At 69.0% G+C, this 19263-nt stretch carries 15 protein-coding genes; 8 read left to right on the top strand and 7 right to left on the bottom strand.

Features of this window, described 5'->3' with window-relative positions; translation table 11 throughout:
* Window positions 1-40 precede the first annotated feature (40 nt).
* The 5 genes from AC1RVY_RS16400 to AC1RVY_RS16380 form a co-directional block, all read right to left on the bottom strand.
* A complete protein-coding gene (locus AC1RVY_RS16400) occupies window positions 41-922 on the bottom strand; it encodes a LysR family transcriptional regulator (RefSeq protein WP_218295443.1) in 882 nt (293 codons plus the stop codon).
* A gap of 21 nt (window positions 923-943) precedes the next feature.
* A complete protein-coding gene (locus tag AC1RVY_RS16395) occupies window positions 944-2029 on the bottom strand; it encodes an ABC transporter ATP-binding protein (protein WP_218295442.1) in 1086 nt (361 codons plus the stop codon).
* Between the two features lie 131 nt (window positions 2030-2160).
* Window positions 2161-3246, bottom strand: a complete 1086-nt coding sequence (locus AC1RVY_RS16390; RefSeq protein WP_218295441.1) for an ABC transporter ATP-binding protein — start codon at window positions 3244-3246, stop codon at window positions 2161-2163.
* Between the two features lie 34 nt (window positions 3247-3280).
* Window positions 3281-5032: an ABC transporter permease gene (locus AC1RVY_RS16385; protein ID WP_492807235.1), complete on the bottom strand. Its 1752-nt coding sequence runs from the start codon at window positions 5030-5032 to the stop codon at window positions 3281-3283.
* 10 nt (window positions 5033-5042) lie between these two features.
* Window positions 5043-6362 (bottom strand): ABC transporter substrate-binding protein, encoded by a 1320-nt coding sequence (locus tag AC1RVY_RS16380; protein ID WP_218295808.1) that lies wholly within the window; start codon window positions 6360-6362, stop codon window positions 5043-5045.
* Between the two features lie 375 nt (window positions 6363-6737).
* Between AC1RVY_RS16380 and AC1RVY_RS16375 the strand changes: the two genes are divergently transcribed.
* The 4 genes from AC1RVY_RS16375 to eno all read left to right on the top strand — a co-directional run bounded on the left by AC1RVY_RS16375 (window position 6738) and on the right by eno (window position 11389).
* Window positions 6738-7442 (top strand): acid phosphatase, encoded by a 705-nt coding sequence (locus AC1RVY_RS16375; RefSeq protein ID WP_218340205.1) that lies wholly within the window; start codon window positions 6738-6740, stop codon window positions 7440-7442.
* Window positions 7443-7591: 149 nt separating this feature from the next.
* Entirely contained in the window at window positions 7592-8554 is a 963-nt protein-coding gene (locus AC1RVY_RS16370; protein ID WP_369642911.1) for a porin, read from the top strand.
* Between the two features lie 79 nt (window positions 8555-8633).
* Window positions 8634-10091 (top strand): pyruvate kinase, encoded by a 1458-nt coding sequence (gene pyk, locus AC1RVY_RS16365; RefSeq protein WP_492807233.1) that lies wholly within the window; start codon window positions 8634-8636, stop codon window positions 10089-10091.
* Window positions 10092-10096: 5 nt separating this feature from the next.
* Entirely contained in the window at window positions 10097-11389 is a 1293-nt protein-coding gene (gene eno, locus AC1RVY_RS16360; protein WP_492807231.1) for a phosphopyruvate hydratase, read from the top strand.
* A 49-nt stretch (window positions 11390-11438) separates the two neighbouring features.
* Here the strand turns inward: eno and AC1RVY_RS16355 are convergent, their stop codons facing one another.
* Window positions 11439-11903, bottom strand: a complete 465-nt coding sequence (locus AC1RVY_RS16355; RefSeq protein WP_218295435.1) for a RidA family protein — start codon at window positions 11901-11903, stop codon at window positions 11439-11441.
* A 156-nt stretch (window positions 11904-12059) separates the two neighbouring features.
* Here AC1RVY_RS16355 and AC1RVY_RS16350 point away from each other — a divergent pair, with 156 nt between their 5' ends.
* From AC1RVY_RS16350 to AC1RVY_RS16340, 3 genes are all read left to right on the top strand, one after another.
* Window positions 12060-14609: a DNA internalization-related competence protein ComEC/Rec2 gene (locus AC1RVY_RS16350; RefSeq protein ID WP_492807229.1), complete on the top strand. Its 2550-nt coding sequence runs from the start codon at window positions 12060-12062 to the stop codon at window positions 14607-14609.
* A 116-nt stretch (window positions 14610-14725) separates the two neighbouring features.
* Window positions 14726-16237, top strand: a complete 1512-nt coding sequence (locus tag AC1RVY_RS16345; protein ID WP_218295433.1) for a circularly permuted type 2 ATP-grasp protein — start codon at window positions 14726-14728, stop codon at window positions 16235-16237.
* 1 nt (window position 16238) lies between these two features.
* Window positions 16239-17198: an alpha-E domain-containing protein gene (locus AC1RVY_RS16340; protein ID WP_218295432.1), complete on the top strand. Its 960-nt coding sequence runs from the start codon at window positions 16239-16241 to the stop codon at window positions 17196-17198.
* Window positions 17199-17252: 54 nt separating this feature from the next.
* Here the strand turns inward: AC1RVY_RS16340 and AC1RVY_RS16335 are convergent, their stop codons facing one another.
* A complete protein-coding gene (locus AC1RVY_RS16335) occupies window positions 17253-18215 on the bottom strand; it encodes a LysR family transcriptional regulator (protein WP_492807227.1) in 963 nt (320 codons plus the stop codon).
* Between the two features lie 82 nt (window positions 18216-18297).
* On the opposite strand from AC1RVY_RS16335, the gene AC1RVY_RS16330 reads away from it, so the two are divergent.
* Entirely contained in the window at window positions 18298-19221 is a 924-nt protein-coding gene (locus AC1RVY_RS16330; protein WP_492244061.1) for a carbon-nitrogen hydrolase family protein, read from the top strand.
* Window positions 19222-19263: the final 42 nt, after the last annotated feature.

Raw genomic sequence — 19263 nt, 5'->3', positions numbered from 1 at the left:
CCAGCATTGCGGGCACGGGCAGCGCGGCGTTCCCGCCCGCCTATTGATTCCAGACCCCGCGGATCATCGACGTCAGCGCCACCGTGAGCGGATCGCTGGCCCCTTCCGCCGAGGTGACGAGATAGAGTTTTGCATCAAGCTGCGCAGGCCCCCAGATCATCCAGTCCTGGCGCTCGCTGCCCCGGACTGCGACCTCTTCGCGCAGCAGCGCGCACCCGCTGCCAGCGCGCACATAGGCGTCCAGCCCGCTGGTTTCCTCTGCCTGCATGACAATGCGCGGCGCCAGGCCCTGGCGCTCGAACAGTGCCCGCATCAACTGGTGGATGTGGGAGTCGGCCAGGCCGTCGACCCAGGGCAGTTCGGCCAGCGTGCGCCACCCGCCCCGCTGCACGGACTCGCTCATCCGCACAGGCACCGCCACCCGGTAGGTCACCGAACGCAAGGCGACCCATTGCAGGTCGCGCGGCGGATTGGCGTCGATGAAGTAGCCCGCGGAAAGTGTGCCGGCGCGGATGAGGTCCAGCAATTGCAGCGATGAGTAGCTGCGCGTGCGCAGCTCCACCAGGGGCAGTGCCTGGTGCACGCTGGCGGCCATCTCGCCCAGCCGCAGGAAGTCGGCAGGCTCGCTGGGCAGGCCGAAGTCAATGCGTCCCGTCAGCTCGCCGCGCAGCTGCCGGGCCACCGAACTCAGTTCGCTGCCCGCGGCCAGCAACGCCTCTGCCTTGGGCAGCAGCAGTTCACCGGTGCGCGTGAGCGTGAGCCGGCCGGCGCTGCGGTCGAACAGGGTCACGCCCAGGCTCTGCTCCAGGCTCTTGAGTTGTCCGGTGACCGCCGGCTGGGTGACGTGCAGTGCTTCGGCCGCCTTGGTGACGTTGCCGATGCGCGCGACGGTGACAAAGGCCCGGACTTGATAGAGTTCCATCGCTCACACGCTGCGCACGGCTCATCTGCTGTACAGGCGGACCAGGGAGGGATCGATGCCGACCGACACCGCACCGCCGGCCGGAAATTTCGACAGGCCTGCGTGGTGTGGCTGGTCGATGACCACGGCATGCGGGCCGACCTGCACCTGGTAGCGCGCAAATGCACCGTGGAACTCGACCGTCTCGACCATGCCTGGCAGCCACACGAAGCGCGCGTCGAGCCGCGCGTCCGCCACGTCGAGCCGGATGGTCTGCGGCCGGATGGCCACGATGACGCGGCGGCCATCCTCGGGCACCGCATCGGAGCTGATCACGATCTCGCCCCAGCCCGGGACGTCAAGGGAAACGGCGTTTCCGCGGCTGCAGCGGACGGTTCCCTCCAGCATGTTCATGGTGCCGACAAAGCCGGCGACGAACGGGGTGGCGGGGTAGTCGTAGAGCGCGATCGGGGTGCCGATCTGCTGCACACGCCCGTTGTTCAGGACGGCAATCCGGTCGGCGCTGGTCATTGCTTCTTCCTGGTCGTGTGTCACAAAAATCGTGGTGATGCCCAGCCGCCGCTGCAGCTTGAGCAGTTCCTGGCGCATCTGCACGCGCAGTGAACGGTCGAGGTTGGACAGGGGCTCGTCGAGCAGCAGCACCTGGGGCTGGGTTACCAGCGTGCGCGCCAGCGCGACCCGCTGCTGCTGGCCGCCCGACAGCTGGCTCGGGTTGCGGTGGGCGAAGGCGCCCAGTTCCACCTGGTCGAGCACCTCCGACACGCGCTGCTCGATCACCTTGCCGGGAAGCCTTCGCTCCACCAGCCCGAAGGCGACGTTCTCCCGCACGTTCAAGTGGGGCCACAAGGCGTAGTTCTGGAACACCACGCCCACGCGCCGCTCCCATGCGGGCTCGGTGGTGAGTTCCCGCCCGTCGATGACAAGCCGCCCGGCCTGGTGCTGGAGAAAGCCCGCGATGACGCGCAGCAGGGTGGACTTGCCGGAGCCGGAGGGCCCCAGCAGCGCGAAGAACTCGCCCGGCTCGATCTCCAGCGTCACGCCGTCCAGCACCACGACGCTGCCGTAGGAGAGCTGCAGTTGCTCACATCTGACACTGACCCTGTTCATGCGCGCTGCTGTTCCTGATGTCTGGCGGTTGCACAAGCCATTGCCACGAGTGTCGTTGCGATGGCCGCTTCTACGCATCGGGACTAATGCCCGGTAGGGAAAGGCCCCGGGGGTTGAGCCGGGGGCTTGATTCAGGCAGGCAGCAGCCGTGTCTGCGCCGGCTCCAGGCCAATGCCCACGGGGCTGCCGGCCACGAACTTGGATGCGCCCAGGTGGTGCGGCTGGTCCACGGCCACGGACTGCGTCCCCACCCGGACCTGGTAGCGCGTGGCCTCGCCCAGGAACTCGCTGGATTCGACGATGCCGTTCATCCAGACGTAGCGCATGTCACTGCGCGCCGCCGCGGCATCGATCTGCAGCGCATGCGGCCGGAAGCTGAGTACCGCCCGTCCGCTGGCCGGGGCATGGCCGTGCGCGGGCACCTGCAGCCGTCCCACACCCTCGATGTCGAGGGTGACGTCATGCCCGTCGCGGGCTTGCACCGTGCCCTGCAGCAGGTTCATGGTGCCGACGAAGCCGGCCACGAACTCGTTGGCAGGCAGGTCGTACAGGTCCTGGGGCGTGCCCACCTGCTGCACCACGCCCTTGTCGAGCACCGCCATGCGGTCGGCCGTGGTCATGGCCTCTTCCTGGTCGTGCGTGACGAAGATGGTGGTGATGCCCAGGCGGCGCTGCAGCTGCAGCAGTTCCTGGCGCATCTGCACGCGCAGCGACTTGTCCAGGTTGGACAGGGGCTCGTCCAGCAGCAGCACCTGCGGCTCGATCACGATGGTGCGCGCCAGCGCCACGCGCTGCTGCTGCCCGCCGGACAGCTGGCCCGGCCGGCGCCGGGCAAAGCGCTCCAGGCCCACGGTGGCCAGCGCGGCCTCGACCTTGCGGACCTGCTCGGCCTTGGAGACCCGGCGCTCCACCAGGCCGAAGGCCACGTTGTCCCAGACGCTCAGGTGCGGCCACAGCGCATAGCTCTGGAATACCATGCCCACGTTGCGTTGCCAGGGCGCCATCCCGGTGACGTCGCGCCCGTCGATCAGCAGCTCTCCGTGCTGGTGCTGGTTGAAGCCGGCGATCAGGCGCAGCAGGGTGGACTTGCCGGAACCGGACGGCCCCAGCAGCGCAAAGAACTCGCCCGGCCTGATCTCCATGTGGATGTCCTTCAGGACTTCGTTGCTGCCATAGGCCAGGCGGATGCCGCGGCATTGGACACTGATTTTTTTCATGGTGCTTGTCTCCAATCGGGGGGAAGGGCAGGGCTCAGGTGCGTACCGGAGCAACTTCTGCGGGAAGGATGGGCAGGGGAGGCAGGTCTTCATCGACCGGCCGCTGCTTCAGGCGGCTGCCGGTGCGCTCCACGATCACGTGGGAGGCATAGGTGCCAATCGCGACGACCGCGATCGCCAGAACGCCCAGTGCCGCGCCAGGGCCACGGCCGGCGATGCTCTGCATGTACAGGTAGATGCCATAGCTCATGGGCGCCTGCGACTGCGAGGAGGTCAGCAGGATGGTGGCCGACAGCTCGACCGCCGCCGTGATGAAACTGGTGACGAAGCCAGCCAGGATCCCGCCCGCCATCAGCGGCACGACGACGCGCCGGATGGTGCGCATCTTGGTCGCGCCGAGGCTTTCGGCGGCCTCCTCCAGCGAAATGTGTACCTGCTGCAGCGCGGCGACGCAAGAGCGCAGGGCATAGGGCAGCCGGCGCACGGCATAGGCAATCATGATCACCACCCAGGTGCTGGTGAGCAGCACGTCGGTGCCTGGCACCAGGACACCCTTGAAGAAACGCAGGTAGCCGATCGCCAGCACCAGCCCCGGCACGGCCAGCGCCGCCGTGGCGATCCAGTCCAGCCACTGGCGGGCCGGCAACCGGGTGCGCATGATCAGATAGGCGATGGTCGTGCCCAGCAGCACGTCGATGCCGGCCGCCATGCCGCAGTACAGCAGGGTGTTGGAGATCATGCCGCCAGCGTCCTGGAACACGGTGGCGTAGTGGGCCGCCGTGAAGCCGTCGGGCAGCGGGGCGAAGCTCCACACGGAGGCGAACGACAGCAGCAGCACGCCGATGTGAGGGGACAGCGTCAGCAGCAGGATGAAGCCGATCCACGCGTAAGCCAGCGCCGTGCCCAGCGGGGAAAGCCTGCGGCGCTGGATGGCGCCGCCGCCCTTTTGCGTGGTCGCATAGTCCTTGCCCTTGAGCACGCGGGCCGACAGCGCCATGGCCGCGATCGAGAAGGCAATCATCAGCACGCTGATGACGTAGCCCAGCGGGTCGTCGATGCCCACCTGGGTGATGCGCAGGTAGGCCTGCGGCGCCAGCATGTTGGTGGTGCCCAGCACCAGCGGCGTGCCCAGGTCGTCGAACACCTTGACGAACACCAGCGACGCCCCCGCCACGAAGCCGGGCATCGCCAGCGGGAAGATGACCCGGCGGAACAGGCGCCAGCCGCGGCAGCCCAGGTTCAACGCCGCCTCCTCCATGGCGCCATCGATGTTCCGCAGCGCCAGCGTCAGGTTCATGAGGATGAAGGGGAAGTAATGCAGCGCCTCGACGAAGATCACGCCGTTGAGGCCGTCCATGATCGGAACCGTGAAACCCAGGTGCTGCTCGAGCAGCAGGTTCACCGTGCCCGAGCGGCCGAAGATCAGCTGCATCGCCACCGCGCCGACGAAGGGCGGCATGATCAGCGGCAGCACCCCCAGGGTCTGGATCAGCAGCGCGCCGCGGAACTCGAAGCGCACCGTGAAATAGGCCAGCGGCACGGCGATCAGCGCCGCCGCGATCGTGGCCATGGTGGCGACGTAGAGGCTGTTCCAGAAAGCCTCGGTCATCAGCGGCTGGTGGAAGAAGGCCGCGAAATGGCCCAGGGTCAGGCTGCCGTCGGCGTTGACGAAGGCCGAGAAGAACACCCAGGCGACGGGCAGCACCAGGAACAGCAGCAGGAAGGCCAGCACCAGGCCGGCCGCCAGCCAGGCGCCCGGCCGGGCCAGATGGAAGATGCGCGACATGAGTGGTCCTTTACTTGGCAAGGGCCCGGGCTTCTTCGGCGAGCTGGCGCGCCATCCGGTAGTTGTCGAGCGCCTTGCTGTTCCAGCCGCCTTCGGTGGCCGTCACCTCCCTGTTGGTGTCCGCGTTCTTCTTGTTGGACGTGAACAGGTTCAGGAACGCCGGGTCCTTGGCCATGGCCTCGGTCACGGGGGGCGTGAAGGCCAGTTCGCGCGCCCGCCTGACGCGGTTGGCGGCCTCGGTGTTGGGTTTTCCGGCCAGGGCTGCCTCGGCCTGGTGGATGGCCAGCGTGGCCGCCTGCAGTTCCTTGTGGCGGAAGGTGATCACCTGGTCGAACAGGGCGGTCACCACGTAGTAGCGCGCGGCGGACAGCTCGGGGTCGAACTTCACCTTGGCGCGCTTGGCGACCTCGAAGGCGTTGGGGTAGCCGGCGGGCATTTTCATCTTGTCCGGCGGCAGCACCGGCAGGCGCGCCAGCTGCGGGAGCGTGAGCAGTTCCTGTCCTTCCCTGGACAGGGCGAAGCTGATGAAGCGCCGCGCCTCGGCCGGGTTCTTGCCCCCGCTGATGAGCGCAATGTTGGCTGGCACCACCGCGGTGACCGACGGGTAGGCGAACTCCACCGGAAAGCCCGAATACTTGCCGCTCAGGCCGAAGAAGTCGATCACCAGGCCGATGCCGAACTGTCCGTTGTTGACGCCGTCGGGCACGCCGAAGCTGCGTTCGGTGATCGCGGCCGAGTTGCCGGCAATCTGCAGCACCTGGTTCCAGCCCTTGTCCCAGCCCTCGCCCTGCAGGATGGCCTCGATCGTCAAGTGCGTCGTGCCCGAGCGGGAGGGCGAGCTCAGGGCCACGTGGCTGTGGTAGACCGGCTTGGTCAGGTCCGCCCACTCGGCGGGCGTGGGAAGCTTCTTGGCCGCGAGGTAGCGGGTGTTCCACATCAGCCCATAGCCCCCCAGGGCCTGGCCCAGGTAGAAGCCGTCCGGATCGTTGATGGGATAGCCGGCGATGTCCTTGGGCACCGCGGGATTGGCGAGGTCCGGAATGCGCTCGAGCAGCTTGCCCTTGCCCAGCACCTCGAACGCATCGGGCGCCGACGCCCAGAACACTTCGGGGCGCTGCCCCGCGCTGAGTTCGCGCACATAGGCCACGCCGGCGGTGGTGCTCTTGTTGAGGATTTCCAGCTTGATGTCGGGATGGGCCTTTTCGAAGGCGGTCTTGTAGGCCTGGGTCAGTTCCTTGGGAAAGGAGGTCACCACCGAGACGGTGCCGGCCTGGGCCCCGGCGGCGAGCAGGAATGCCGCCAACGCGGCAGTTTTGAGAATGGGGCGGATTGTCACGGATGTCTCCTTCAACGTTATGCGCGGCGGGTGCCGACAGGTCTTCTTGGGTCGGGTGAATGCTCCGCCAAAACCGGCAAGCGCGTCCAATCAGACTTTGTGATGCGCATCATCAAGCCGTGCATGCGCCTGGTGGTGCCGGGCGGCGGGCCTGCCGGGGGACATCCGGGAAAGTCCCAGGCCGGCGCGCCCTGCCGGGGGGGCGCCACAGGCGCGTTGCCTCCCGCGAGGCCACGCTGATCCTGGGCATCAGAAATGGTGATTGGATTCCCGCCAGCGCATTCCGTAGGCTTCGCCCGGCTCGATATGGCACGGGCCCCACGGCCTGCCACCGCATCGGCGTATCCATACCCACCACTGGAGACCTCCATGAAGATGAACAAGCTATTGCTCAGCGTCTGCTTTTCGTTGCTGGCACTGACTGGCAACGCTGCCCTGGCCAAGGGCGAGGCGCCTGCTGTCTACCTCGATGCCGCGCAACTCGATTCCACCCGCTTCATGGCGCCGCCCCCACCCGCGGAGGTGGCGGGCAAGGAGATCGAGTTGATGCTCGAACTGCAGCGATTGCGGACACCCGAACAGGCGGCCAGGTCGGTGGCCGATCTGGAGCAGAGCGTGTTCCGGTTTGCCGATGTCATGGGCCCCAAGTTCACGGAGCAGGGCCTGCCCCTGGTCGCTGCCTTCTTCAAGCGGCTGTACAAGACCGAGAGCGGCTTCAACAAGCAAGGCAAGGAGCTCTGGAAGCGCGAACGTCCGCCCGTGGTGGACAAGCGCCTGCAACCGGTGGCCAAGTACTCGCACAGCGGCTCGTATCCGAGCGGCCACGCCGCCTTCGGTTTCCTGACCGGCATGGCGCTGGCGGACATGGTGCCCGAGTGGCGTCCGCAGATCCTGGCGCGCGCCAGGGAGTTTGGCGACAACCGGGTGCTGGGCGGGGTGCACTACCCCAGCGACGTGGAGGCCGGCAGGCAACTGGCCGTGCTGATCGCCGCATTGGCGCCGCAAAACCCCAGCTACCGCGCCGACTTCGAGGCCGCGAAGGCTGAACTGCGCCGGGTGCTCGAACTGCCCTGAGCGCCGGCCGCCCACATCGCCGCCGCTGCGATCCCCGCAGCGTCCCCCCCCGCCACACCGCGCCACCACCGCCGTCGATCTGCATGCACACCGCATGCAGTGGCGCAGCGCGCCCGGCGTGGCTTCACAAGACCCCAAGGATTTCCACCATGCACAGCAACATCCACAAGTCACTCCTCCTCGCCGCCGCGCTCGGTGCCACCGCCGTGCCCGCGCAGGCCCAGTCCTCCAACCTCACGCTGTCCGGCAAGCTGGACCTCGGGATCGGCAAGAACATCGGCGCCACGTCCAGTGAAATGCTGGACGGGGCGGGCAGCCGCCTGGCCTTTCGCGGCCAGGAGGACCTGGGCGGGGGCTGGCACGCCGCCTTCGGGCTGGAGCACCGTTTCTCGCCGGACACGGGCCAACCCGCCAATCCGAACATCTTCTGGCAGGGCTACTCGACCCTGGGCATCGGGCACGCCGCCTGGGGCACGGTCAACCTGGGCCGCCAGTACACCGCCGCCTACTCCACGGTGCAGAACGTGATCGATCCCTGGGGCGGCGACACCGTGGCCCAGCTGCGCACCGCATGGCGTGGCGGCATCTCGAAGACCCGTGTCTCCGACTCCGTGCGCTATGACTTGCGGCGCAAGGACCTGCACATCGCGGTCTCGTCCGCCGAGGCCCAGCAGGAGGCTTCCAACGCGGGGCCCCGCCGTCCGTTCTCGGTCGGGGCCAACACCCACGTCGGCCCGGTGCTGCTGGCCATCGGCTGGGAAGACCCCGCCCATGCGGACGACCACCTGCTGAGCCTGGGCGCGGCCTACAAGGTCGGCCAGGCCCGGCTGGCCCTCGGCCTGGCCCGGGGCGTGACGACCCGCAATGACGACTTCAAGTCCATGCTGCTGGGCGTGACCTACGGGGTGGGGGTGGGTGAAATCAAGGCCGGCTTCGTCACTGCCAAGACGCGCAAGCCGGATGGTTCGCTGCGTTCGGAAGCCCGCAAGTTCGGCATCGGCTACTTCCACCACCTGTCCAGGCGGACCTTCCTGTACACCAACGTGGCCCGCGACAGCAAGGCGGCCACGGAGAAGCTCGGCTACGACGTCGGTCTCCAGCACAACTTCTGAGCGTCAAGGGCCGGCACTGCCCGCAAGGGCGCTGCCGGCCAGCCGCCGGATTCCGCAACCCTTCCAGGAAGCTTTACCCATGACCACGCTTGCCGTCTACCCCTTGAGCGGGGCCGCCGCCTCGCGCCGCGACCGCCGCGCCAAGATCGTCGCCACCCTGGGCCCGTCCAGTTCCGACGCCGCCACGATCCGGGCCCTGTTCGACGCCGGGGCCGATGTGTTCCGCCTGAACTTCAGCCACGGAAGCCATGCCCAGCACCGCGCCAGCCTGGAGATGATCCGGCGGATCGAACAGGAGCGTGGCCGGCCGATCGCCATCCTGCAGGATCTGCAGGGCCCCAAGCTGCGCGTCGGCACGTTCGCCGATGGTCCAGTCGAGCTGCGGGCCGGTGCGCGCTTCAGGCTCGACCTGGAAGACCGCCCCGGGGACGCCAGCCGGGCGCCACTGCCGCACCCCGAGATCTTCGCGGCCCTGGTCGCCGGTACGGACCTGCTGCTCGACGACGGCAAGCTGCGGCTGCGCGTGACGGCCTGCGGCCCCGGGTTCGCGGACACCGTGGTCATGGCGGGCGGGACCCTGTCCGAGCGCAAGGGGGTCAACGTGCCCTCGGTGCTGCTGCCGATCTCGGCGCTCACGCCCAAGGACCGGGCCGACCTGGCGTTTGGCCTGTCGCTGGGGGTGGATTGGGTGGCGCTGTCCTTCGTCCAGCGCCCCGAGGACCTGGACGAAGTCCATGCCATCGTGCAAGGGCGCGCCGGTGTGCTGGCCAAGCTGGAGAAACCGGCGGGGATCGACGCCCTGGACGCGATCATCGCGCGGGCCGACGCGATCATGGTCGCGCGCGGCGACATGGGGGTGGAGCTGCCGGCAGAGCAGGTGCCGCGCATCCAGAAGCGCATCGTCGGCGCCTGCCGCGCCGCCGGCAAGCCGGTCATCGTCGCCACGCAGATGCTGGACTCCATGGTCCATGCGCCGGTGCCGACACGCGCCGAGGCCTCCGATGTGGCGACGGCCGTCTACGAGGGCAGCGATGCCGTCATGCTGTCGGCCGAGTCGGCCTCTGGCCGCTACCCGCGCGAGGCGGTCGCGATGATGGGCCGCATCATCCGCGAGGTGGAGTCCGATCCGCACTACCGCGAGATCGTGGAAGCCTCGTCGCGCGCGCTGGACGGCGGCGTGGCCGATGTCATTTGCCAATGCCTGCGCACGGCGGCGGCACTGCTGCCCATGGCCGCCATCGTGACCTACTCGCGCTCAGGGGCGACGGCGCTGCGTGCGGCGCGGGAGCGGCCGGCCGCTGCCGTGCTCAGCATCACCCCGGACATGCACATCGCCCGCCGCCTGGCGCTGGCCTGGGGCATCCACTCGGTCCATGCCGATGCGCCGGTCAGCGGCGTGCCCGAGCTCGTCGAGCAGGCCCGCCGCGTGGCGCGCCAGGAGGGCATTGCCCGGGACGGTGACCAGCTGTGCATCGCCGCCGGTACGCCCTTCGGCGTCGTGGGCAGCACCAACTTCATCCACATCGCAAAGGCTTGAGCACCATGACAGCCATCAAGGACATTCACGGCATCGAGATCCTGGACTCCCGGGGCCACCCCACGGTGGCGGCCACGGTCGTGCTCCAGGACGGCAGCAGCGGCTTTGCGGCCGTGCCTTCCGGGGCCTCCACCGGGTCGCGCGAGGCGGTCGAGCTGCGCGACAGGGACATGCGGCGCTATGGCGGAAGGGGTGTCGCCCTGGCGGTGTCGCACGTCAATGGCGAACTGCGCCAGGCGTTGCGCGGCATGGACGCCAGCGACCAGGGGGCACTGGACCGGCACATGATCGCGCTGGATGGCAGTGCGGACAAATCACGCCTGGGTGCCAATGCGATCCTGGCGGTTTCGCTGGCGGCCGCCAAGGCCCGGGCCGTGCAGCGCAAGCAGCCGCTGTACCGCGCGCTCGCCACTGGCGGCGTGGCGCCCCAGCTGCCGGTGCCGATGATGAACATCATCAATGGCGGGGCGCATGCCGACAACAACGTGGACATCCAGGAGTTCATGATCCTGCCCGTGCAGGCGCCCAGCTTCAAGGAGGCCTTGCGCCAGGGCGCCGAGGTGTTCCATGCGCTCAGGAGCCTGCTCAAGGCACAGGGCAGGACCACCGCGGTGGGCGACGAGGGCGGCTTCGCGCCCGACCTGCCCTCCAACGCCGCCGCGCTGGACATGATCCTGGCGGCCATCGAAACGACCGGGCTGCGCGCGGGCAAGGACATCTGGCTCGGCCTGGACGTCGCCAGTTCCGAGCTTTTGCACGAGGGCCGCTACGAGCTGGCTGGGGAGCACAAGGCCTACACGCCGGCCGAGTTCGTCGACTACCTGGCGCAACTGGTCGCGCACTACCCCATCCTGTCCATCGAGGATGGCCTGGCCGAGAGCGACTGGGAGGGCTGGGGGCTGCTCACGCGCAGGCTCGGCCAGCATGTTCAGCTGGTGGGCGACGACCTGTTTGTCACCAACACCGCGATCCTGGAGCGCGGCATTTCCGACGGCGCGGCCAACGCCATCCTCATCAAGCCCAACCAGATCGGCACCCTCAGCGAGACGCTGGCCGCCATCGACATGGCGGCGCGCGCCGGGTTCTCGGCCGTCGTGTCGCACCGCTCGGGAGAAACCGAAGACGTCACGATCGCAGACCTGGCCGTTGCCACCCGCGCGCGCCAGATCAAGACCGGCTCGCTGTGCCGTTCCGACCGCGTCGCCAAGTACAACCGCCTGCTGGCGATCGAGGAAGAGCTGGGCAGCGCGGGTGTCTATGCGGGCGCCGGGGCTTTCCCCGTGCCGGTTCGACCTTGACCGCGAAGCGCCTGCACGCAGGGGCGCTTCGCCCGCTGTCCGCCGGGGCTCAGCCCTGTCCCAGTTCGGCGATCAACTCGATTTCCACGCAGGCACCCATGGGGATCTGCGCCACACCGAAGGCGCTGCGGGCATGGACGCCGTTTTCGCCAAAGACCTGGCCCAGCAGCTCGCTGGCGCCGTTGGTCACCAGATGCTGTTCGGTGTAGTCGCCCGTGGAGTTCACCAGGCTCATCAGCTTGACGATGCGCCGCACGCGGGTGAGGTCGCCGCCGCAGGCCGCCTGCAGGGTGCCCAGCAGGTCGATGGCCACCGCGCGGGCAGCCTGCTTGCCTTCGTCGGTGCCGATGTCGCGGCCGAACTGCGCCACCCAGGGCTTGCCGTCCTTGCGCGCGATGTGGCCGCTCAGGAACACGAGATTGCCCGTCTGCACGTAGGGCACGTAGGCGGCCGCGGGCACCGACACGGGGGGCAGGGTGATGTTGAGTTCCTTCAGCTTGTCGTAAACGCTCATGGTCTTCCTCGGTATGAAGTCAGTGAAAGGGATGGTGGGACGGCCGGTGCGGCGCTGCCGGCCATGCTGGCGGCACCGGGGGTGGCCGCGAGTGTTACACAGCCCGGTGCGCGGAATCCAGCGGCAGCGGCCCTGGCGCCGCATTAGCATCAGCCCATGCTCGCCATAAGCACCACTAATGCGATTGCGCCAGCCCCCGCGGGCACGGTCGGCGCGGGCGCCGCGGCCCCCGTGCCCTGGCTGGTGCCCGCATTGTTGCTGGGAGCGGTATCGGGTGCTGCGCTGCAGTTGCAGCAGCCCGCGCTGTGGCCCGCGGCCGCCTATGCGGCGCTGCTGGTGGTGGCATGCGCGCTGGGGTGGCGCGCGCGCGCGGTCCACGGGCGCCCTCGTGCGGCGGCGGGGCGCGGGGCCCGCGCGGCGGCCACCGTGCTCGCGCTGTGCGCCGGCGCGCTGGCGATGTTCGCGGGGGCCGGGCTGCGGGCCGTGGACTACATGGAAGAAGGCCTGGCGCCCGCGCTGGAAGGGCAGGACATCCGTGTCACCGGCGTGGTGGCCGCCATGCCGCAGGCCAACGAGGCCGGAACCCGGCTGCGCATGGACGTGGAGGCCGCGCGCCTGAACGGCTCCCCCGTGGCCCTGCCCACGCGCATCGAGGTGGCCTGGTACGGGGGGCCGTTCCTTGATCCCGGTGGAGCGGTGGACCTGCAGCGCCAGCCGCCCGCCTTGAAGGCGGGTGACCGCTGGGCGCTGACGGTGCGGCTGAAGGCTCCGCACGGGCTGCGCAACCCGCACGGGTTTGACTACGAACTGTGGATGTGGGAGCAGGGGGTGCAGGCCACGGGCTATGTGCGCGCGAGCCCCAGGGATGAGCCTCCGGTGCATCTGCAATCGACCTGGCGGCATCCCGTGGAGCGGCTGCGGCAATCCGTGCGCGACGCGATCCTGGACCGTCTGGCCCGCGACGTGCACGGCGACGACCCCGCCCGCGCACGCATCGCGGGCGTGGTGGCGGCTTTGGTGACGGGTGACCAGCGTGCCATCGACCGTGCCGACTGGGACGTGTTCCGCGCCACGGGCGTCGCGCACCTCATGAGCATTTCGGGCCTTCACATCACGCTGTTCGCATGGCTGGCCGCGCTGGCGGTGGGGGCGTTGTGGCGAAGGCCCACGCGGCTGTGCCTGGCGGTGCCCGCGCCGTCCGCCGCGCTGGCCGCCGGGGTGGCGCTGGCCGCGGCGTACGCCATTTTCAGCGGCTGGGGCGTGCCTGCGCAACGCACGGTGACCATGCTGGGCGCCATCGCCCTGCTGCAGCTGTGCGGCCGCCGCTGGCCGTGGCCGCAGGTGTGGCTGCTGGCGTGCGCGGCCGTGGTGGTGGCGGACCCCTGGGCGCTCGCGCAGGCAGGCTTCTGGCTCAGCTTTGTCGCCGTGGGTATCTTGTTTGCTACTAATTCAGTAGCTGATGGCGCTTATCCATCAAGCGCCAGGCAGCGTTTTCATGCCTTGGTGCGCGAGCAGTGGGTGGTGACGCTGGCCCTCACGCCCCTGACCCTGCTGCTGTTCGGCCAGGTGTCCGTGGTGGGCTTTGCCGCCAATCTGGTGGCGATTCCCTGGGTCACCCTGGTGGTCACTCCGCTGGCACTGGGCGGGGTGCTGTGGCCGCCGCTCTGGAGCCTGGCCGCCTTCGGCCTGCAGCCGCTGGCGGTACTGCTGCAATGGCTGGCGCAGTGGCCCTGGGCCGTGCTCCACATGCCCGCGGCGCCGCTGTGGGCCGGCGTGCTGGCCGTGGCCGGGGGGGCGCTTCTGGCCGCGAGGTTGCCCTGGCGTCTGCGGTGGCTGGCCCTTCCGCTGCTGTGGCCCGCGCTGTGCTGGCAGCCCGCGCGGCCGGCGGCGGGACAGTTCGAATTGCTGGCGGCGGACATCGGCCAGGGCAATGCGGTGCTGGTGCGCACCGCGACCCACACCCTGCTGTACGACGCAGGGCCGCGTTTCAGCCGCGAAAGCGACGCGGGCCACCGCGTGCTGGTGCCGCTGCTGCGGGCGCTGGGCGAGCGCGTGGACGTGCTCATGCTCAGCCACCGCGATGCCGACCACACAGGCGGCGCGGCGGCGGTGCTGGCCCAGCAGCCGGGGGCCGAACTCACTGGTTCGATCGAGGCTGAGCACATGCTGCAGGCACTGCGCCCCGTCAGGCCCTGCGTGGCGGGCCAGCGGTGGACATGGGATGGCGTGTCTTTCGAGGTGCTGCACCCGGGGGCGCAAGACGCCGCCGCGCCCACCGCCCGGCCCAACGCGCTCAGTTGCGTGCTGCGCATCGCGGCCGCCGCAGAAAAAGGGGAAAGGGGCTCCGTCGCGCTGCTGGCCGGTGACATCGAGGCCGCCCAGGAGCAGGCCCTGCTGGCGCGGGGCGCCGCGGTGCAGGCCGACGTGCTGCTCGTGCCCCACCACGGGAGCAAGACCTCGTCCTCGCCGGCGTTTCTGGAGGCCGTGGCACCGCGCACTGCTTTGGTGCAGGCGGGCTACCGCAACCGCTTTGGCCACCCTGCGGCCGAGGTGCTGCAGCGCTACCGGGAGCGGGGGATCCGCGTGGTGGAGTCGTCCCGCTGCGGGGCTGCCGCGTGGTCGTCGGCGCAACCCGCGCGGGTGGCGTGTGAACGCGACGTCGGCGCGCGGTACTGGCAGCATCGCATGGCACCGTGGCCGGAGTGATCTGCGGGCGCGGCGGGTCCGCCGGTCTGCCGATGCACGGGGCCCCGGAAAGATTTTGAGCTGGTTCGGGGAGTGCGGGCGTACAACTTGCTATCCTGACAGCAGGAGGCCAGTTCATGCAGAAATTTGACGAGATGTACGCCATGCTGCCTTTCGATGGCAGCGATGTGCGGGAGCACTACAAGCGCTATGCGCAGTGGTTGAACAAACAGCCCCCTGACGTGATGCAGGCCCGCCGGGCCGAGGCCGAGATGATCTTCCGGCGCGTGGGCATCACCTTTGCCGTCTACGGCGCCAAGGATGAGGGCGGGGCGGGCAACGAGCGGCTGATCCCGTTCGACCTGATTCCCCGCATCATCCCGGCCCACGAGTGGAGCAGCATGCAGCAGGGGCTGGTGCAGCGGGTCACGGCCCTCAACCGCTTCATCCACGACGTGTACCACGGCCAGGACATCATCCGCGCCGGCATCGTGCCCGCCGATCTCATCCTCAACAATGCCCAGTACCGGCCGGAGATGGCCGGCGTGCAGGTGCCCAAGAACATCTACGCGCACATCGCCGGCATCGATATCGTGCGCGCCCCCAATGCACAGGGCGAGGGCGAGTACTACGTGCTGGAGGACAACCTGCGCGTGCCCAGCGGCGTGAGCTACATGCTCGAGAACCGCAAGATGATGATGCGGCTCTTCCCCGAGCTGTTCAGCCTGCACAAGGTGGCGCCGGTGGCGCATTACCCCGACATGCTGCTGGAGACCCTGCGCGCCAGCGCGCCCGCCACGGCCGACGAGCCCACGGTGGTGGTCCTGACACCCGGCATGCACAACAGCGCGTACTTCGAGCATGCCTTCCTGGCCCAGCAGATGGGCGTGGAGCTGGTCGAAGGGCAGGACCTCGTGGTCAAGGACAAGTTCGTCTACATGCGCACCACGCGCGGCCTGCAGCGGGTGGACGTGATCTACCGCCGCGTGGACGACGACTTCCTCGACCCGCAGGTGTTCCGCCGCAACTCCACGCTGGGCTGCCACGGCCTCATGGAGGCGTACCGCGCCGGCAATGTCGGCATCTGCAATGCGGTGGGCACGGGCGTGGCCGACGACAAGTCGGTCTACCCCTACGTGCCCGAGATGATCCGCTTCTACCTGGGCCAGGAGCCCATCCTGAAGAATGTGCCCACCTGGATGTGCCGCAAGCAGGACGACCTGCAGCACGTGCTGGCGAACCTGAAGGACCTGGTGGTCAAGGAAGTGCACGGCGCGGGCGGCTACGGCATGCTCATCGGCCCGGCGGCCACGCAGGCCGAGATCGAGGACTTCCGCCGCGCGCTGCTGGCCAACCCGGCAGGCTACATCGCGCAGCCCACGCTCAGCCTGTCCAGCTGCCCCACCTACGTGGAGAGCGGCATCGCGCCGCGCCACATCGACCTGCGCCCCTTCGTGCTCAGCGGCCGCGAGGTGCAGATGGTGGCGGGGGGGCTCACGCGCGTCGCGCTGCAGGAGGGTTCGCTGGTGGTGAATTCCTCGCAGGGCGGCGGGACAAAGGACACCTGGGTGCTGGGGGAGCACACCGCCGCGCCGGCGCTGCAGTCGCAATCCATGGGCGGCATGACGCAATCACAGGGAGGATTCTGAAATGCTGAGCCGCACCGCCGACCATCTGTTCTGGATGTCCAGGTACACCGAAAGGGCGGAAAACACCGCCCGCATGCTCAACGTGAGCTACGAAACCTCGCTGCTGCCCCAGTCCGCCGACGTGGCGCAGGAAGGCTGGGAAGGGCTGCTGTCCATCAGCGAGCTGATCCCGGCCTATGCCGCCAAGCATGGCAAGGTCACGCCGCAGCGCGTGCTCGAGTTCATGGTGCGCGACGGCGACAACCCCTCGTCCATCCTCTCGTGCCTGCGTGCCGCCCGCGAAAATGCGCGGGCCGTGCGTGGCGCCCTCACCACCGAGGTGTGGGAGACGCAGAACCAGACCTGGCTGGAACTGCACCGCCAGCTCGAAGGCAGCGCCTTCGAACGGGATCCGGGGCAGTTCTTCGAATGGGTGAAGTACCGCTCGCACCTGTCGCGCGGCGTGGTGCTAGGCACCATGCTGCAGGACGAGGCTTTTCATTTCCTGCGCATGGGCACCTTCCTGGAGCGGGCGGACAACACCGCGCGCCTGCTGGACGTGAAGTTCCATGCGGTGAAGAACGACTTCTTCGGCCGGGCCAGCGAGCGCAACCAGGAGAACGACTTCTACCATTGGAGCGCCATCCTGCGCAGCGTCTCGGCCTTCGAGGTCTACCGCAAGGTCTACCGCGACGTGATCACCCCCGGCCGCGTGGCCGACCTGCTGATCCTGCGCCGCGACATGCCCCGCTCGCTGCACGCCTGCCTGCGCGAAGTGGTGGACAACCTGGGCGTCGTGGCCAATCAGCAGTCGGCTGAAACGCAGCGCCGCGCGGGCCGCCTGCTGGCCGACCTGCAATATGGCCGCATCGACGAAATCCTGTCGACAGGGCTGCACGCGTTCCTCACGCAGTTCCTTGACCGGGTCAACGACCTGGGAGGGGGCATCAGCCGCGACTTCCTGGTGACCACGGGCGACTGAGCCGGCGCGGTACCGAAAGAAACCCCGCACGGCAGGCGGGCGCAGGCCGGGGGCTCAGGCCCCCGTGGCAGCAGATCCCTGGGGCCACTGCTGCGCCACGATGGTGCGGACATGCGCCACCGCCGAATCGCGGAGCGCATCGGTGCGCCAGCCGAGCTCGATGGCATAGCGCGGCATGGCGATCGGGCAGGGCAGAACCTGCAGGCCGGTCATCCGCGCGATTGCCTGGGCCGCATGCGCGGGCAGCGTGGCGACCGCGCGGGTTCCCGCCAGCAGGTAGGGCAGGGCGGCGAAATGCGTGGTGGATGCAATCACACGGCGCTTGTGGCCCGTGGCGGCCAGCACCTCGTCCACCACGCCGATGAAGCCGCCCGACGAGATGAGCACATGCTCGCGGTGCACGTAGTCCTCCACGCTCAGGCCGGGCGGGGCTGCGCCGCCGCGCCGCTTGCCCGTCCTGGCGACGGGGCCCGGCGCCACTGCGTCGATGAGGCAGGCGTACCCCCCTTCGCCCAGCGCCTGGTGGCTGAGCCAGCGTGTGGCGAATCCGCCGGCCGTGATCGCCAGGTCGATCTCGCGCGCCATGAGCATCTCGGCCACGATCTGGCTGTGCGTCTGCCGAAAGGCCAGGCGCAGGCCGGGCGCGTGCTGCGCCACGGCCCTCACCAGCGCCTGGCCCATCGCGATCTCGAAATCATCCGACATGCCGATCACCACGGACCGCCCCTGATAGCGCGTCTGGGGCGTGGAGCCCAGGGCGAGGCTCTCCCTGCATTTGTTCAGCGCTTCGCTGATCACGGGCTTGAGCTCCTGCGCGCGCAGCGTGGGCGCCAGGCCACGGCCAGTGCGGGTGAACAGCGGGTCGCCATATACATGGCGCAGCCGTGCCAGCGCCGCGCTCACGGCCGACTGGGTCACGCCCAGCCGCAGCGCCGCGCGCGTGGCCCCACCTTCCTCGTGCAAGGCCTCGAAGACGCGCAGGCCGTTGAGATCAAATCCGATATCAATATTATTCATATCACTAAGCAACGGTGGCGGATTGATTCATCTTAGGGCTTTGGCAACACTGGGGGACCTCTTTCTCCCAAGGACTTCCACCATGCCCCTCACGACCGTTGCCGCCCTGCAGATCGGCTCTTCCCCCGCGGGTACCGCGCAGACGCTGGCCGATGTGCTCGCCCATGAGGCCGATATCCAGGCATCGGGCGTGCGGCTGGTGGTCATGCCCGAGGCCCTGCTGGGCGGCTACCCCAAGGGCGAGATCTTTGGCACGCGCCTGGGCTATCGCCTGCCGGAAGGGCGTGAGGCCTTCGCCCGGTACCACGCCAGCGCCATCGACGTGCCAGGGCCCGAGACGCAGGCACTGGCCGGCCTGTCGGCACGCACCGGCGCCACGCTCGTGCTCGGCGTGATCGAGCGCGCGGGCAGCACGCTGTACTGCACTGCCCTGTACTTCGACCCGGTGGAGGGGCTGGTGGCCAGGCACCGCAAGCTGATGCCCACCGGCACCGAGCGGCTGATATGGGGCATGGGAGATGGCTCCACCCTGCCGGTCGTCGAATCGGCCGCGGGCCGCGTGGGCGGCGTGATCTGCTGGGAGAACCACATGCCGCTGCTGCGCACCGCCATGTACGCGCAGGGTGTGCAGATCTGGTGCGCGCCCACGGTGGACGAACGCGACATCTGGCAGTGCTCCATGCGCCACATCGCGCACGAGGGGCGCTGCTTCGTGATCAGCGCCTGCCAGGTGCAGCCGTCGCCGCGCGAGCTGGGGGTGGAGGCGCCGGGGTGGGAGCCGGATCGGCCGCTCATCCGCGGCAACAGCGTGATCGTCGGGCCGCTGGGCGACGTGCTGGCGGGTCCGCTGCAGGGCCGGACAGGCTTGCTCACCGCGCAGATCGATGTGGAGGAGCTGGTGCGCGCGCGCTATGACTTCGATGTGGTCGGCCACTATGCACGGCCGGATATCTTCAATCTGCAGGTCGACCGCCGCGCCAGGCACACCGTGGCGTTCACCGACTGAGCGCGCGGCCAAGGCCCGCAGTGAGAGTGCCAGGAAAGCCGC

The sequence above is a fragment of the Acidovorax sp. GW821-FHT11A03 genome, from assembly GCF_058809075.1.
This window is presented reverse-complemented; position numbering and strand designations above follow the sequence as displayed.